Consider the following 16542-nt stretch of genomic DNA (forward strand, 5'->3'; position numbering starts at 1 on the left):
GATCCTGTCTGCAAGGCGGGCCGGCACGCGCCGGCCTGCCGCTTTCCTGCAAAAGGGGTTCGAATGAACAAACTTCCCGAAATCACGCTCGCATTCTGGATCATGAAGATCTGCGCGACGACGCTCGGCGAAACCGGCGGCGACCTGCTGTCGATGACGCTGAACGTCGGCTACGCGGTGAGCTCCATCCTGCTGTTCGGCTTCTTTCTCGTGACGCTGGGTGCGCAGCTCAGGACGACACGCTATCGCCCGGCGATCTACTGGGCCGTGATCGTCGCGACGAGCACGGCCGGCACGACGATGTCCGACTTCATGGACCGCACGCTCGGCCTCGGCTATGCGGCCGGCTCGTCGATCCTCATCGCGATCCTGCTGGCGATCTTCGCCGTGTGGCGCCTCAGCGGCGAATCGCTGTCGGTCGACCTGATCCGTACGCGCAAGGTCGAGCTGCTGTACTGGATCGCGATCCTGTTCTCGAACACGCTCGGTACCGCGCTCGGCGACTTCCTCGCGGACAGCTCCGGGCTCGGCTTCGGCGGCGGCGCGTTGCTGATCGGCGGGCTGCTCGCGGTGATCGTGCTGGCGCACTATTTCACGCGGATCTCGGGCGTGCTGCTGTTCTGGGCCGCTTTCGTGCTCACGCGTCCGTTCGGCGCGACGGTCGGCGACCTGCTGACGAAGCCGGTTGCGAAGGGCGGCCTCGCGCTCGGCACGATTGGTTCGTCGGCCGTGCTGCTCGGCGTGCTGGTCGCGATGGTGATCTACGCGATCGTGGCTCAATCGCGGCAGCGCGACCTGACACCCGCGCGGATCGCGCAAGCCGTCGAGGAATGACGGCGCAGGAAAAGAAAAAGGGGCCGCGAGGCCCCTTTTTTTGTTGCGCCGTTCAGTGACGGCCGGTGCTGCCGAAGCCGCCTTCGCCACGATCGCTTTCCGCGAAGTCGTCGACGATGTTGAACTGCGCCTGGACGACCGGCACGATCACGAGCTGGGCGAGCCGCTCGAACGGATTCAGCACGAACTCGGTCTGGCCGCGGTTCCACGTCGAGATCATCAACTGGCCCTGGTAGTCGGAATCGATCAGGCCGACGAGGTTGCCGAGCACGATGCCGTGCTTGTGGCCGAGGCCCGAGCGCGGCAGGATCAGCGCCGCGTAGCCGGGGTCGGCGAGGTGGATCGCGAGGCCGGTCGGCACGAGCGTCGTTTCGCCCGGCTGCAGCGTGACCGGTGCATCGAGGCACGCACGCAGGTCGAGGCCCGCGCTGCCGGTGGTTGCATAGGCGGGCAGGTAGTCGCGCATGCGCGCGTCGAGAATCTTCAGGTCGAGTTTCATGCGGTCGTCGGATGGGGCGGGAAGGGCGCGGCAGCAACGCTGCCGCGCGGGAGATCAGATCAGGCGGTTGTCGGGCAGGCGCTTCGCGATTTCCGCGACGAGCGTGTGCGCGAGTTCGTCCTTCGGCGCACGCGGCAGGCGCGTGAGGCCGGCGGCCTCGAACAGCACGACTTCGTTGTCGTCGCGGCCGAACGTCAGCGGGCCGAGGTTGCCGACGAGCAGCGGCACGTTCTTGCGCTTGCGCTTCTCGTCGCCGTGCACGTCGAGGTCGCCGCTTTCGGCCGCGAACCCGACGCAGAACGGCGGATCGGGCAGCGCCGCGACCGACGCGAGGATGTCGGGATTCTCGACGAACGCGAGCGCGGGCACCTTGTGGTCGGCCGTCTTCTTCATCTTGTGCTCGGCCGGCTGGGCGGCGCGCCAGTCGGCGACCGCAGCGACCGCGACGAAGATATCGGCATCGGCGACGGCATGCATGACCGCGTCGTACATCTGCTGGGCCGTCTGCACGTCCTGTCGGTAGACGCCCCACGGCGTGTCGAGCGCCACCGGCCCCGCGACGAGATGCACGTCGGCGCCGGCTTGCTGTGCGGCACGCGCGAGCGCGAAGCCCATCTTGCCGCTCGAGCGGTTCGTGAGGCCGCGCACCGGGTCGAGCGGTTCGAACGTCGGCCCGGCCGTGATCAGCACGCGCCGGTGCGCGAGCACCTTCGGCGCGAAGTGCGCGACGATCGCTTCATAGATCGCCTCGGGTTCGAGCATGCGGCCGTCGCCGACTTCGCCGCAGGCCTGCGCGCCCGAATCCGGGCCGAGCACCGACACGCCGTCCGCGCGCAGCTGCGCGGCGTTGCGCTGCGTGGCCGGGTTCTGCCACATCTGGCGGTTCATGGCGGGAACGACGAGCAGCGGGCAATCGCGCGCGACGCACAGCGTCGACAGCAGGTCGTCCGCGAATCCGTGCGCGAGCTTCGCGAGGAAGTCCGTCGACGCGGGCGCGATCACGATTGCATCGGCTTCGCGCGACAGGTCGATGTGCGCCATGTTGTTGTCGACGCGCGCGTCCCACTGGCTCGTGTAGACGGGCCGGCCCGACAGCGCCTGCATCGTGACGGGCGTGATGAACTGGGTAGCGGCTTCGGTCATCGCGACCTGTACGGTCGCGCCGGCCTTCACGAGCAGCCGGGTGAGTTCGGCGATCTTGTAGCAGGCGATGCCGCCCGTCAGGCCGAGAACGAGGTGTTTTCCTGCGAGTTCTGCGTGTGCCAACTCAGGCCTCCAAGGGTCAAACGGAACGGCCGGCGCGAAGCCGGCCGTCGACGCCGAGTATGCGCGCTTAGCGCGAGCCGCGCACGCGACGCAGTTCGTCGTAGATCAGCAGCACCGCACCGACCGTGATCGCGGAATCGGCGAGGTTGAACGCCGGGAAGTGCCAGGCGCCGAGATGGAAATCGAGGAAGTCGATCACGTGGCCGTAGACGAGCCGGTCGATCACGTTGCCGAGTGCGCCGCCGAGGATCATGGCGAGCGACAGGCTGAACAGCCGCTGCTGGCCGTGACGCTTCAGCAGGAAGCAGATCACGAGCGTCGCGGCGATGCCGAGCGCGGTGAACGCCCAACGCTGCCAGCCGCCCGCGGTCGACAGGAAGCCGAACGCGGCGCCGCGGTTGTACACCAGCACGAGGTTGAAGAACGACGTCAGCTCATGCTGCGCGCCGTACGCGAACGTTTTCAGGATCGCGATCTTCGACAGCTGGTCGAACAGGATCACGATCAGCGAAATGCCGAGCCAGGGCGCAAGCGCACCGCTGGCCGGTTTCGACAGGGTTTTCGCCATATTTAAGCAGCGCTCCGGATTTCGCCGTTTTCGAACAGGTTGGAGAAGCAGCGGCCGCACAGCGTCGGATGATCGGCGTGCGCGCCGACATCTTCACGGTAGTGCCAGCAGCGCTCGCACTTCTGGTACTTCGACGCGGCCACGTCGACGCTTTCCTGCGCTTCGTCGTCGACCTTGACGACCGTCGCAGCCGACGTGATCAGCACGAACTTGAGATCGTCGCCGAGGCTCGTGAGCGCGTCGTAGCGTGCGCCGCTCGCGTGCACCGCGACTTCGGCCTGCAGCGACGAACCGATGCGGTTCGCGGTGCGTGCTTCCTCGAGCGCCTTCGTCACGTTGCCGCGCACATCGCGCAGCAGCGCCCACTTCTCGATCAGCGCGGCGGAGCCGGCGACTTCCGGATACGCGTAGTAGGTTTCCGTGTAGATCGTGTCGCTGGCCGGCTGGAACACCTTCCACGCTTCTTCCGCCGTGAACGACAGGAACGGCGCGAGCACGCGCAGCAGGCCGTGCGTCAGGTGGTACAGCGCCGTCTGTGCGGAGCGGCGGGCGCGCGAATCGGCCGCGCTCGTGTACAGGCGATCCTTCAGCACGTCGAGGTAGAAGCCGCCGAGATCTTCCGAGCAGTACGTCTGCAGCTTCGCGACGACCGGGTGGAATTCGTACTTCTCGTAGTGGCCGAGCAGTTCCGTCTGCAGTTGCTGCGAGAACGCGACCGCATAACGGTCGATCTCGAGCCATTCGTCGACCGGCACCGCGTGCTGCGCGAAATCGAAGTCCGACAGGTTCGCGAGCAGGAAGCGCAGCGTGTTGCGGATGCGGCGATAGCCTTCGGTCACGCGCTTCAGGATTTCCTCGGAGATCGCGAGCTCGCCCGAATAGTCGGTCGACGCGATCCACAGGCGGATGATTTCCGCGCCGAGGCGGTTCGCGACTTCATGCGGGTCGATGCCGTTGCCGAGCGACTTGCTCATCTTGCGGCCTTCGCCGTCGACCGTGAAGCCGTGCGTGAGCAGGCCCTTGTACGGTGCGCGGCCGTCGATCATCGACGCCGTGAGCAGCGACGAGTGGAACCAGCCGCGGTGCTGGTCCGAGCCTTCGAGGTAGAGGTCGGCCGGGAACTGCAGCTGATCCTTGTGCGAGCCGCGCAGCACGTGCCAGTGCGTCGTGCCCGAATCGAACCACACGTCGAGCGTGTCGCGGTTTTTTTCGTACAGGTTCGCGTCGTCGCCGATCAGCTCGCGCGGGTCGAGCGTCTGCCACGCTTCGATGCCCGATTGCTCGACGCGCTTCGCGACTTCCTCGAGCAGCTCGAGCGTGCGCGGATGCAGCTCGCCGGTTTCCTTGTGCACGAAGAACGCCATCGGCACGCCCCACTGGCGCTGGCGCGACAGCGTCCAGTCGGGACGGTTCGCGATCATGCTGAACAGGCGCTGCTTGCCCCACGACGGGTAGAACGCGGTCGCGTCGACGCCTTCGAGCGCCGTTTCGCGCAGCGTCTTGCCGCCGTCGCGCGGCGTGACGTCCATGCCCGCGAACCACTGCGACGTCGCGCGGTAGATGATCGGGGTCTTGTGGCGCCAGCAGTGCATGTAGCTGTGCGTGTACTTCTCGCTGCGCAGCAGCGAGCCGGCTGCGTTCAGCGCCTCGACGATCTTCGGGTTCGCGTCCCAGATCGACAGGCCGCCGAACAGCGGCAGCGATTCGATATAGCGGCCATCACCCATCACCGGGTTGATGAAGTCCGAGTCGGTCATCCCGTGCGCCTTGCAGGACACGAAGTCCTCGATACCGTACGCGGGCGACGAGTGCACGACGCCGGTACCCGTGTCGGTCGTCACGTAGTCGCCGAGGTAGACGGGCGCGGTGCGCTTGTAGCCGGGGTGAGCCGACGCGAGCGGGTGGTGGAAGCGCAGGCCCGCGAGCTTCACGCCCGGCGCGGTTGCGACGACGCGGCCGGTCAGCTTGAAGTCGGTCATGCAGGCTTCGACGCGCTCTTCCGCGATGATCAGCAGCCCGCGCTCGGTGTCGACCAGCGCGTAGACGATTTCCGGATGGAGGTTCAGCGCCTGGTTCGCGGGGATCGTCCACGGCGTGGTGGTCCAGATCACGATGCCGCCTTCGGCGCGCGGCAGGGCCGGCAGGCCGAACGCCTGTGCAGTCTTTTCCGGTTCCGCGAACGCGAACATCACGTCGATCGTCGGGTCGGTGCGGTCCTTGTACTCGACTTCCGCTTCCGCGAGTGCCGAGCCGCAGTCGAAGCACCAGTTCACCGGCTTCAGCCCGCGATACACGTAGCCCTTTTCGATGATCTTGCCGAGCGCGCGGAGCTCTTCCGCCTCGTTGACGAAGTTCATCGTCTTGTACGGGTTGGCCCAGTCGCCGAGCACGCCCAGGCGCTTGAAGCCGACCTTCTGCTTCTCGATCTGCTCGGTCGCGTACGCGCGCGCCTTGCTCATCACTTCGGCCGCCGGCAGCGACTTGCCGAACTGCTTCTCGATCTGGATTTCGATCGGCATCCCGTGGCAGTCCCAGCCCGGCACGTACGGTGCGTCGAAGCCGGCCATGTTGCGCGACTTGACGACGATGTCCTTCAGGATCTTGTTGACGGCGTGGCCGAGGTGGATGTCACCGTTCGCATACGGCGGGCCGTCGTGCAGGATGAACTTCGGACGGCCGGCGCTGGCCGCGCGGATCTTCTCGTAGAGGCCGCGCTCTTCCCATTCCTTGACCCACTGCGGCTCGCGCTTGGGCAGGTCGCCGCGCATCGGGAACGGCGTGTCGAGCAGGTTGACCGGATACTTGGCCTGCGGTTTCGAATCGGCTTTCTTGTTGCTCATGATGGGATCGCTATCTAAATCTCGGGGGACGCGCGAGCGTCGTGAATCGGGAATGCGCGCGACTGGGCGGCGCGAGGGTGCGGCGCGGGGCGCCGCCGTCCGGATCAGCTAATTCGGTCGGTGGCCGACGTCGAGAAGCCCGTGGCGCGGCTGCCCGGCGCACGGTCGCGCTCGATGAAGTACGCACGCGCATTCGCGACGTCCAGCGCGATCGCGCGCGACAGCGCCTCGAGATCGTCGAATTTCGCCTCGTCGCGCAGCTTCTTCAGGAATTCGACGCGGATGAGCTTGCCGTATGCGTCGCCGTGCCAGTCGAGCAGGTGGACTTCGAGCAGCACGCGGCCCGAATCGTCGACGGTCGGGCGCAGGCCGAGGCTCGCGACGCCCGGCAACGGGGCGGGGCCGAGGCCGTGCACTTGCACGACGAAGATGCCGGCGAGCGCCGGCCGCTTGTGGGCGATCGGCAGGTTCAGCGTCGGGAAGCCGAGGTCGCGGCCGAGCTTCAGCCCGTGCGCGACGTGGCCGCTGATCGCATAGCCATGGCCGAGCGCTTGCGCGGCCGCATCGAGATCGCCCGCCGCGAGCGCGGCGCGCACGCCCGAGCTCGAGATGCGCGTGCCGTCGCTGCCGGCCACCGTACCCATCTGCTCGACCTCGAAGCCGTACTGCGCGCCGGCCGCCTGCAGCGTGTCGAAGGTGCCCGCGCGTTTCGCGCCGTAGCAGAAATCGTCGCCGACCATCATCCAGCGCGTGTGCAGCCCGTTCACCAGCGTGCGTTCGACGAACGCCTGCGGCGACTGGCTCGCGAACGTGTGGTTGAAGTGCTCGACGACCACGCGGTCGACACCGTGATCGCGCAGCGCCTCGAGCTTGTCGCGCAGCATCGCGATGCGCGGCGGCGCGCCGGCCGGATTGAAGAATTCGCGCGGGTGCGGCTCGAACGTCATTACGCACACGGGCAGGCCGCGCGCGTCCGCTGCTGCGCGCACGCGCGCGAGCAGGGCCTGGTGGCCGCGATGGACACCGTCGAAGTTGCCGATCGTCAGCGCGCACGGGGCGCGGCTCTCGGCGTTGGGCAGGCCGCGGAAGACTTTCACGATAGCGGATGCAGCGTCGGGGAATGGGCGGTGGGGTGCCGCAAAGCAAAAGATTATAAACGTTCGGGCGGGCCGGCGGCCGAGAAGGGGGGAAACGCGGGGGCGAATGGTAAAATTCGCGGATGAAAAAACTCGTGATCCTGATTTCCGGTCGCGGCAGCAACATGGAGGCCATCGTCCGCGCGTGCGCGCAGGAACGCTGGCCGGCCGAGATTGCCGCCGTGATCGCCAACCGGCCCGATGCGGCCGGGTTGGCATTTGCCGCGTCGCACGGGGTGGCGACGGCGGTGGTCGACCACCGGTCGTTCGATGGCCGCGACAGCTTCGACGCGGCGCTCGCCGCCGAGATCGACCGGTTCGCCCCCGATCTCGTGGTCCTCGCCGGCTTCATGCGCATCCTCACGCCCGCATTCGTCAGACGATACGAAGGCCGGCTGCTGAACATCCATCCGTCGCTGCTGCCGAGCTTCAAGGGCATTCACACGCACCAGCAGGCGCTCGACGCGGGTGTCGCGCTGCATGGCGCAAGCGTGCATTTCGTCATTCCCGAGCTCGACAGCGGCGCGATCGTCGCGCAGGGCGCGGTGCCCGTGCGCGCGGGCGACGACGCGGCCGCGCTCGCGCAGCGTGTGCTGACGGTCGAGCATGTGCTGTATCCGCGCGCGGTGCGCTGGTTCATCGAGGGGCGTCTGCGCCTCGAGAACGGCCGTGCAGTGGTGGCGCCGGAAGAGGCGCGCTGGATTTTCGCGGATCAACCGCATACCGAAACGAGTGAGGGCGTATGAAACTGCACGGATTCCTGATCGGCCAGACCGAGACTTTGTTGGCCGAGGTGCTGAAGTTCGCCGGCCCTGCCGACGCAACGACGAGCCGGTTCTTCCGCGCGCACCCGAAGCTCGGGCATGCCGAGCGCGGCGTGATCGCCGAGGCGGTGTTCGCGGTGCTGCGCCGGAAGATGGAGTTTTCGCACCTCGCCGAGAGCGGCACGGGCACGCCTGCGCGGCGCCTCACGCTGCTCGGCCTGATGCAGACGGCTGGCCGCAATGCGCTGAAGCCGTTCCTGTCCGACACCGAGTCCGCATGGCTCGAGCACGTGTCGAAGATCGACCCGGCGAGCCTGCCGGTGCGCATCCGTACGAACCTGCCCGACTGGATCCACCAGGCATTGTCGGCCCGTTTCGACGCCGACGAGCTCGCGCAACTCGCGGCCGCGCTGAACTACCCGGCGCCGCTCGACCTGCGTGCCAATGTGCAGAAGGCCAGCCGTGATCAGGTCATCGACGGGTTGCGCGCGGAAGGCATCGATGCGGGCGCGACGCCGTTTTCGCCGTTCGGCGTGCGCGTGGTCGGCAAGCCGGCGCTGACGCGCCTGAGGCTGTTCGAGGAAGGTGCGATCGAGGTGCAGGACGAAGGCAGCCAGCTGCTGTGTTCGCTGGTCGCGCCGCGTCGCGGCGAGATGGTCGTCGATTTCTGCGCGGGCGCGGGCGGCAAGACGCTCGCGCTGGGCGCGATGATGCGCTCGACCGGGCGACTCTACGCGTTCGACGTGTCGGAGAAGCGCCTGGCGAAGCTGAAGCCGCGCCTTGCGCGCAGCGGGCTGTCGAACGTGAATCCCGTGCTGATCGACAGCGAGCACGACGCGAAGATCAAGCGGCTCGCCGGCAAGATCGACCGCGTGCTGGTCGATGCGCCGTGCAGTGGCCTCGGCACGCTGCGCCGCAACCCGGATCTGAAGTGGCGCCAGACGCGTACGGCGATCGACGAGCTGACGCCGAAGCAGGCGTCGATTCTCGCGAGCGCCGCGCGCCTGGTGAAGAAGGGCGGCCGGCTCGTCTACGCGACCTGCAGCGTGCTCGACGCCGAGAACGAACGCATCGTCGAGCAGTTCCTGGCCGACCATCCCGAGTTCGTGCTGGTGCCGGCGCAGAAGGTGCTGGACGACCAGCGCATCGAGCTCGAGACGGGCGACTACCTGTCGCTGTGGCCGCACCGCCACGCGACCGACGGCTTCTTCGCCGCGGTGCTCGAACGGCGCGCTGCGCAGTAACGGCGGGCCGGACGGACGATGGAGAATCTGCAGAGCCGTCTGCTGTCGCACCGGCTGGCGTCGGTCATCCGCGATTTCCACCAGCCGGTGATGATCTGGCAGGCGGCGATCCTCATCGGTGCGCTGTGCTTCGCCTGGGTGGCTGCGCGCTTCGTGCACGGCCGGATCGACGCGCGCCGCCGGGCGGCCGGACGCGCGCCCGGCGCGGGTGCGCAAAGCCTGAAGCGCGCGTTGTTCCCGCTGTTCGGCAGCGTGTTCGTGGGCGGCGCGCAGCTCGCGTTCGACCCGTTCATGTCGACGTCGCTGCTGTCGCTCGCGCTCGTGCCGCTGTTCGGCATCGGGCTGATCTACGTGCTGTTCTTCTTTGCGCGGCGCGTGTTTGCGCGCGACGGCCACACGCATGCGTGGCTGTCGATCGTCGAGAAGATCGTGTCGACCGTCGTGTGGGCCGCGATGGTGCTGACCGTGCTCGGCATCCAGCGTGACGTGCTCGGCTGGCTCGACAGCGTGCAGTTCCGTGTCGCCAATGCGCACCTCACGCTGCTGTCGGTGATTTCCGGCGCGTTGTGGGTCTGCGTGACGCTGATGGTCGCGATGTGGCTCGGCTCGGTGCTCGAGGATCGCCTCACGCGCGCGACCACGCTCGACGCGAACCTGAAGGTCGTGCTGTCGCGGGTCGGCCGCGCGCTGCTCGTGTTCGCGGCGATCCTGATCGGGCTGTCGCTGGTCGGCATCGACGTGACGGTGCTCGGCGTGTTCGGCGGCGCGGTGGGTGTTGGCCTCGGTTTCGGGCTGCAGAAGATCGCCAGCAACTACGTGTCGGGCTTCATCATCCTGCTCGACCGCTCGCTGCGGCTCGGCGACGCGATCAGCGTCGGCGGGCTGCAGGGCGTCGTCACGCAGATCCGCACGCGCTATACGGTCGTGCGCGGCCTCGACGGCAACGAGACGCTGATCCCGAACGAGAAGCTGATCACCGACGTCGTGCAGAACCAGTCGTCGTACCTGACACGCGGCTACGCGAAGGTCGCGGTGCAGGTCGCATACACGAGCGATGTCGAGTACGCGCTCACGCTGCTCGCCGATGCAGCCAAGGGCGTGCCGCGTGTGCTGGCGGAGCCTGCTCCGACCCCGTATCTGGTGAGTTTCGGGGCCGACGGGATCGACCTGGAGCTCGGTTTCTGGATCGAGGATTCCGCGAAAGGCACGTCCGGCGTGCGTTCGACCGTGAATCGCAACATCTGGCGCCTGTTCAGCGAGCACGGGATTTCGATTCCGTTCCCGCAGCGCGAAGTGCGCGTCGTCGGGTTGCCCGACGGCTTCCCCGCCGCGGGCGCGGCGGCCGGCAACGGCGCCGTGGACGGGCACGCACCGGCTGCATGACGCGCGCCGGTCGCCAATCGTATCGACCCCGCGGTCGGAACCGGATCGCGGGCCTTTCCAAGTCCGCCCATGGACTGGGTTTGTTGCGTCAGGGCAAGAAAATATTCATTTTTTACAAAGACTTGGAACGGTTGAAGTAAAATTCTGGTCTACACGCGGTATGCTTTCATTTTTCTGACGCTTGGCGCGGGCCGGCGTCGCTCTCATCACAGGTAACTGCCTTGTTGAATTCCCTGCTCGATTTTCTTTCCCACGGGCTCCTGCATTTTTCGTGGTGGCAGGTCGCGCTGTTCGCGCTCGCCGTCACGCACGTCACGATCATCGGCGTGACGGTCTACCTGCACCGCTGCCAGGCGCACCGCGCGCTTGAGCTGCATCCGATCGCGAGCCACTTCTTCCGCCTCTGGCTGTGGATGACGACCGGCATGCTGACCGGCCAGTGGGCCGCGATTCACCGCAAGCACCACGCGAAGTGCGAGACCGAGGAAGATCCGCACAGCCCGCAGACGCGCGGCATCTGGAAGGTGTTCCTCGAAGGCGCCGAGCTGTATCGCGCGGAAGCGAAGAACGAAGAGACGATGCGCAAGTTCGGCCATGGCACGCCGAGCGACTGGGTCGAACGCAATGTCTATTCGAAGTACCCGATTCTCGGCATCAGCCTGATGATGGTGATCGACGTCGCGCTGTTCGGCGTGATCGGCCTGACCGTGTGGGCTGTGCAGATGGTCTGGATTCCGTTCTGGGCGGCTGGCGTCGTCAACGGTTTCGGTCACTTCTGGGGCTATCGCAACTTCAACTCGACCGACGCGAGCACGAACCTGTTCCCGTGGGGCATCGTGATCGGCGGCGAAGAGCTGCACAACAACCACCACACGTTCGCGACGTCGGCGAAGCTGTCGAACAAGTGGTACGAGTTCGACATCGGCTGGATGTACATCCGCATCATGTCGGCATTCGGTCTCGCGAAGGTGAAGAAGGTCGCGCCGACACCGCGCCTGAACAAGCCGAAGACGGTGCTCGACCAGGAAACGCTGCAGGCCGTGCTGTCGAACCGCTACGAAGTGATGGCGCGCTACGGCAAGGCCGTGAAGCGTGCATATCGCCAGGAACTCGCGCACCTGAAGGAAATCGGCGGCGAGAAGTACCAGATGATGCGCGGCGCACGCAAGTGGTTCCACAAGGATGCCGACGGCCTCGACGAGCCGCAGAAGAAGCTGCTGCCGGAAATCTTCGCGAACAGCCAGAAGCTGCAAACCTACTTCCAGTTGCGCCAGGATCTCGCCGCGATCTGGGATCGTTCGACCGCATCGCGCGAACAGCTTCTCGCGCAATTGCAGGATTGGTGCCATCGCGCAGAACAAAGCGGCATCAAGGCGCTGCAGGAATTCGCGACGCGCCTGCGCCGCTACGCCTGATTCGAAATCGATTAGAATCTAAGGACGTCAAAAACCCCGCGTTGGCGGGGTTTTTTATTTGGTTCGCCGGTTTTCGAAGGGTGATCGGCAGGGCTGGATTCGTATGAGGCTTGGGGCAGCGTGGAAGTGCCTGCTCCGGGGCGAGATCAGGGGATGGGATCGGGGTTGGCGCTAAAGCGCTGGCGCTGATCGACCGCGAAGCATGGGACCCAAGTAAGTGCTAAAGCGCTAACTCGGATCGACCGCGAAGCATGGGACCAGCGTAAGCGCTAAAGCGCTAACGCTGGTCGACAGGAGATATGGAGATGCAATCGACGATCAAACCCGTCGAGTACGACCGGCCCGTTGCAGCAGGGACCGTGTGCGGCGTGGGGCAGGCCTGGGCCAAGGTGCCCGATGCACCGTCCGCCGAAGAGCGGGCCGCGCTGAAGGCGCGCATCAAGGCACTGCTCGTGCGTGAAAAGGCCGTGTTGGTCGCGCACTACTACGTCGATGCCGAATTGCAGGAGCTTGCCGACGAAACCGGCGGCTGTGTCGCCGATTCGCTCGAAATGGCCCGCTTCGGCCGTGACCACGACGCGCAGACGCTGATCGTCGCCGGCGTGCGCTTCATGGGCGAAACCGCGAAGATCCTGAGCCCGAACAAACGAATCCTGATGCCCGATCTCGACGCGACCTGCTCGCTCGACCTCGGCTGCCCGGTCGACGAATTCTCGGCGTTCTGCGATGCGCATCCGGATCGTACCGTCGTCGTCTACGCGAATACCAGCGCTGCCGTGAAGGCGCGTGCGGACTGGATGGTCACGTCGTCGATCGGCCTCGAGATCGTGGCCGACCTGCATGCGCGCGGCGAGAAGATCATCTGGGCACCGGATCGCCATCTCGGTAGCTACATCCAGAAGAAAACCGGCGCGGACATGCTGCTGTGGCAAGGCTCGTGTCTCGTCCACGACGAATTCAAGGGCATCGAGCTCGACCTGCTGCGCGCCGAGTATCCGGACGCGAAGGTGCTCGTCCACCCCGAATCGCCGGAAAACGTCGTCGCGCAGGCCGATGTGGTCGGCTCGACCACGCAGTTGATCGATGCGGCGGTCAAGTTCGACGCGACGCACTTCATCGTCGCGACCGATCTCGGCATCCTGCACAAGATGCAGCTTGCGGCACCCGGCAAGACCTTCATTGCCGCGCCGACGGCCGGCAACAGCGCCACCTGCAAGAGCTGCGCGCACTGCCCGTGGATGGCGATGAACGGCCTCGCGAACCTCGCTGACGTGCTCGAACGCGGTCACAACGAGATCTTCGTCGATCCCGCGATCGGCGAGCGCGCACGCCTGCCGATTGACCGGATGCTCGATTTCGCAGCCGCGCACAAGAAGCGCGTGCAGGCGAGCGGCGATCTGCAGCGTGACCAGCAACTGTTTGCGACCGTGGGGGCTGCATGACGAACTCCGCAGTATCCCCGCTGTTCGGCAGCGTCCGCGAGCAATACGGCGCGGCATTCGACGACGCGATCGCACGCAACGTGGCCGATGCAATCGCGGAAGACGTTGGCACCGGCGACCAGACCGGGCGGCTCGTACCGGCCGGCGGGCGTCGCCGTGCTCGCATCATCGTGCGCGAGGAAGCCGTGCTGTGCGGCGTGCCGTGGTTCGAGGCCGTGATTGCACGGATCGATCCGGCGATCGTCGTGCAATGGCGCTATCGCGAAGGCGACCGGATGACGCCTGACTCGACCGTCTGCGAACTCGAAGGGCCGGCGCGCGCGCTGCTGACGGCCGAGCGCAACGGGCTGAATTTCCTGCAACTGCTGTCGGGTGTTGCGACCGCAACGCGCCGTTACGTCGATCGTGTCGAAGGCACACGCGCGAAGATCCTCGATACGCGCAAGACGCTGCCGGGCCTGCGGCTCGCGCAGAAGTACGCGGTGCGCGTCGGCGGCGGCGAGAACCAGCGTCTCGCGCTGTATGACGGCATCCTGATCAAGGAAAACCACATCGCGGCGGCAGGCGGTGTGGGCGAGGCGCTCGACGCGGCGTTCGCGCTGGAGTCGGGCGTGCCCGTACAGGTCGAAGTCGAGACGCTTGCGCAACTCGATACGGCGCTCGCGCACCGCGCGCAGTCGGTGCTGCTCGACAACTTCACGCTCGACATGATGCGTGAAGCGGTGCGCGTGGCTGCGGACAAGGCCGTGCTCGAAGTGTCGGGCGGCGTCAATTTCGATACGGTGCGTGCGTTTGCGGAGACGGGTGTCGACCGCATCTCGATCGGCGCGCTGACGAAGGACGTGCGCGCGACGGACTATTCGATGCGGATCGTCGACTGACCGAACACCGTCGATCAGACAAAAAAGCCGTTGGCGCGCAAACGCCAACGGCTTTTTTCATGTGCGGCCGCGGCGGCAGCCAGGAAGGGCGTGCCGGTCAGCGGCGCGCGCGCGGCGTGAGCACGCTCGGCAGCGCCTTCGGCAGCGAGTTCGGCCAGTCGCGGCTGTAGTGCAGCCCGCGGCTTTCGCGGCGCGAGTGTGCGCTCTTCACGATCAGCGTTGCCACGTCGACGAGGTTGCGCAGCTCGAGCAGGTCGCGCGTCACGCGGAAGTTCGCGTAGTACTCGTGGATCTCGTCGCGCAGCAGCGACAGCCGGTGCTTCGCGCGTTCGAGGCGCTTGTCGGTGCGCACGATGCCGACGTAGTTCCACATCAGGCGGCGCAGCTCGTCCCAGTTGTGCGCGACGACGACTTCCTCGTCCGCATCCGACACGCGGCTTTCGTCCCACGCGGGCAGCGTGGCCGGCGTTTCGGCATCGAAGCCGGCTGCCTCGATCGCCTCGGCTGCCGCGCGGCCGATCACCAGACATTCGAGCAGCGAGTTGCTCGCGAGCCGGTTCGCGCCGTGGAGCCCCGTGTACGACGTTTCGCCGACCGCATACAGGCCTGCGAGATCGGTGCGCCCGGCGAGGTCGGTGACGACGCCGCCGCACGTGTAGTGCGCGGCCGGCACGACGGGAATCGGCTCTTTCGCGATGTCGATGCCGAATTCGAGGCAGCGCGCGTGGATCGTCGGGAAGTGTTCGCGCAGGAACGCTTCCGGCTGGTGGCTGATGTCGAGATACACGCAGTCGATCCCGCGCTTCTTGATCTCGAAGTCGATCGCGCGCGCGACGATGTCGCGCGGCGCGAGTTCGGCGCGCGGATCGTGCGCGGGCATGAAGCGCGTGCCGTCGGGCAGCTTCAACAGGCCGCCTTCGCCGCGCACGGCTTCGGAAATCAGGAACGACTTCGCATACGGATGGAACAGGCAGGTCGGGTGGAACTGGATGAACTCCATGTTCGACACGCGGCAGCCCGCACGCCACGCCATCGCGATGCCGTCGCCGGTCGCGGTGTCGGGGTTCGTCGTGTACAGGTAGACCTTGCCGGCGCCGCCCGTTGCGAGCACCGTATGCGGTGCCTCGATCGTGATCGTGCGATCGTTGTCGACGTCGAGCGCGTACAGGCCGTGACAGCGGCGGCCGGGCAGGCCGAGCCGGTCCGACGTGATCAGGTCGATCGCGTGGTGGTTTTCGAAGAACGTGATGTTCGGATGCTGGCGCGCGCGCGCCGACAGCGTGGCGAGCACCGCATGGCCGGTCGCATCGGCCGCATGGATGATCCGGCGGTGGCTGTGGCCGCCTTCGCGTGTGAGGTGGAAGCCGAGCTCGGCCGCGTCGTCCTTCGTGAACGGTACGCCCTGCGAGATCAGCCATTCGATCGCTTCGCGGCCGTGCTCGACGATATAGCGCGTCGCGCCTTCGTCGCACAAGCCGCCACCGGCGACCAGCGTGTCGTCGACGTGGTTCTCGATGCTGTCCGCCGAATCGAGGACAGCCGCGATGCCGCCTTGCGCGTTATCGCTCGCGCCCTCCATCATCGACCGCTTCGCGATCAGCGCGACACGTCGCGTGCTGGCCAGGTTGAGTGCGACCGACAGCCCTGCCAGGCCGCTGCCGACGATCGCCACGTCGAATTTCATGCTGCATCTCCATCGTTACGCTTTTGATCTTGTGCGTTCCGGCGGCCGTGGCCGCGGAAAGGGGAGAGCATACCGCGTCGCGCCGGAGCGTGCGCGCAAAACAAAAAGCCCCGCATGTGCGGGGCTTTTCGGTCGCCGTCAGGCTAGCAGAAACCGGAGATTACTTGATCTTGGTTTCTTTGTATTCCACATGCTTGCGGACGACGGGATCGAACTTCTTGATCGCCATCTTTTCCGGCATGTTGCGCTTGTTCTTCGTGGTCGTGTAGAAATGACCCGTACCAGCGGTCGACTCAAGCTTGATCTTGTCGCGTGCGCCTTTTGCCATGATTGTGCTCCTTGGGCTTAGGCTTCGCCGCGTGCGCGCAGGTCAGCGAGCACGGAATCGATGCCGTTCTTGTCGATCAGGCGCAGGCCGGCGTTCGAGACGCGCAGGCGCACCCAGCGGTTTTCGCTCTCCACCCAGAACCGGCGGTTTTGCAGGTTCGGCAGGAAGCGGCGCTTCGTCTTGTTGTTGGCGTGGGAAACGTTGTTGCCGCTCATCGGCGCTTTCCCAGTTACTTGGCATACGCGTGCCATGAGAGCA

15 protein-coding genes are annotated in these 16542 nt (G+C 66.3%); 7 read left to right on the forward strand and 8 right to left on the reverse strand.

Annotation, left to right across the window (positions count from 1 at the left end; translation table 11 throughout):
- Nucleotides 1-63 precede the first annotated feature (63 nt).
- Nucleotides 64-834, forward strand: coding sequence for a hypothetical protein (locus G3O00_RS02045; protein ID WP_206141890.1), 771 nt, complete (start codon nucleotides 64-66; stop codon nucleotides 832-834).
- Nucleotides 835-886: 52 nt separating this feature from the next.
- On the opposite strand, the gene dut is transcribed toward G3O00_RS02045, so the two are convergent.
- From dut to G3O00_RS02070, 5 genes are all read right to left on the reverse strand, one after another.
- Nucleotides 887-1333: a dUTP diphosphatase gene (gene dut, locus G3O00_RS02050; RefSeq protein WP_059531700.1), complete on the reverse strand. Its 447-nt coding sequence runs from the start codon at nucleotides 1331-1333 to the stop codon at nucleotides 887-889.
- A gap of 54 nt (nucleotides 1334-1387) precedes the next feature.
- Nucleotides 1388-2599 carry a bifunctional phosphopantothenoylcysteine decarboxylase/phosphopantothenate--cysteine ligase CoaBC gene (gene coaBC / locus G3O00_RS02055; RefSeq protein WP_174931636.1) on the reverse strand — a complete coding sequence of 404 codons (1212 nt, stop codon included), beginning with the start codon at nucleotides 2597-2599 and terminating at the stop codon, nucleotides 1388-1390.
- 67 nt (nucleotides 2600-2666) lie between these two features.
- The gene (gene lspA, locus G3O00_RS02060; RefSeq protein WP_069248662.1) at nucleotides 2667-3167 is read right to left on the reverse strand and encodes a signal peptidase II; all 501 of its coding nucleotides are present in this window, start codon (nucleotides 3165-3167) and stop codon (nucleotides 2667-2669) included.
- 2 nt (nucleotides 3168-3169) lie between these two features.
- A complete protein-coding gene (gene ileS / locus G3O00_RS02065) occupies nucleotides 3170-6007 on the reverse strand; it encodes an isoleucine--tRNA ligase (protein WP_206141891.1) in 2838 nt (945 codons plus the stop codon).
- 104 nt (nucleotides 6008-6111) lie between these two features.
- Complete coding sequence (locus G3O00_RS02070) at nucleotides 6112-7104, reverse strand: bifunctional riboflavin kinase/FAD synthetase (RefSeq protein WP_011352959.1); 993 nt, start codon at nucleotides 7102-7104, stop codon at nucleotides 6112-6114.
- Nucleotides 7105-7226: 122 nt separating this feature from the next.
- On the opposite strand from G3O00_RS02070, the gene purN reads away from it, so the two are divergent.
- The 6 genes from purN to nadC all read left to right on the forward strand — a co-directional run bounded on the left by purN (nucleotide 7227) and on the right by nadC (nucleotide 14272).
- Nucleotides 7227-7889 (forward strand): phosphoribosylglycinamide formyltransferase, encoded by a 663-nt coding sequence (gene purN, locus G3O00_RS02075; RefSeq protein WP_011352958.1) that lies wholly within the window; start codon nucleotides 7227-7229, stop codon nucleotides 7887-7889.
- Complete coding sequence (locus G3O00_RS02080) at nucleotides 7886-9151, forward strand: RsmB/NOP family class I SAM-dependent RNA methyltransferase (RefSeq protein ID WP_011352957.1); 1266 nt, start codon at nucleotides 7886-7888, stop codon at nucleotides 9149-9151. The genes purN and G3O00_RS02080 overlap by 4 nt, the downstream gene beginning before the upstream one ends.
- Before the next feature lie 18 nt (nucleotides 9152-9169).
- Nucleotides 9170-10534, forward strand: coding sequence for a mechanosensitive ion channel domain-containing protein (locus G3O00_RS02085; RefSeq protein ID WP_174931638.1), 1365 nt, complete (start codon nucleotides 9170-9172; stop codon nucleotides 10532-10534).
- A gap of 221 nt (nucleotides 10535-10755) precedes the next feature.
- Nucleotides 10756-11949 (forward strand): acyl-CoA desaturase, encoded by a 1194-nt coding sequence (locus G3O00_RS02090; RefSeq protein WP_011352955.1) that lies wholly within the window; start codon nucleotides 10756-10758, stop codon nucleotides 11947-11949.
- Between the two features lie 305 nt (nucleotides 11950-12254).
- Entirely contained in the window at nucleotides 12255-13391 is a 1137-nt protein-coding gene (nadA, locus tag G3O00_RS02095) for a quinolinate synthase NadA (RefSeq protein WP_174931639.1), read from the forward strand.
- Nucleotides 13388-14272, forward strand: a complete 885-nt coding sequence (gene nadC / locus G3O00_RS02100) for a carboxylating nicotinate-nucleotide diphosphorylase (RefSeq protein ID WP_206141892.1) — start codon at nucleotides 13388-13390, stop codon at nucleotides 14270-14272. Before nadA ends, nadC begins: the two co-directional genes overlap by 4 nt.
- Before the next feature lie 97 nt (nucleotides 14273-14369).
- Here nadC and nadB read toward each other — a convergent pair whose 3' ends face one another.
- The 3 genes from nadB to rpmB form a co-directional block, all read right to left on the reverse strand.
- Nucleotides 14370-15956: an L-aspartate oxidase gene (nadB, locus tag G3O00_RS02105; protein ID WP_174931641.1), complete on the reverse strand. Its 1587-nt coding sequence runs from the start codon at nucleotides 15954-15956 to the stop codon at nucleotides 14370-14372.
- A 160-nt stretch (nucleotides 15957-16116) separates the two neighbouring features.
- A complete protein-coding gene (rpmG, locus tag G3O00_RS02110; protein ID WP_006478046.1) occupies nucleotides 16117-16284 on the reverse strand; it encodes a 50S ribosomal protein L33 in 168 nt (55 codons plus the stop codon).
- A 17-nt stretch (nucleotides 16285-16301) separates the two neighbouring features.
- Nucleotides 16302-16535, reverse strand: coding sequence for a 50S ribosomal protein L28 (rpmB, locus tag G3O00_RS02115; protein ID WP_004186391.1), 234 nt, complete (start codon nucleotides 16533-16535; stop codon nucleotides 16302-16304).
- Nucleotides 16536-16542: the final 7 nt, after the last annotated feature.

This window comes from Burkholderia sp. Ac-20384, assembly GCF_017104605.1.
Taxonomy (GTDB): Bacteria; Pseudomonadota; Gammaproteobacteria; order Burkholderiales; family Burkholderiaceae; genus Burkholderia; species Burkholderia lata.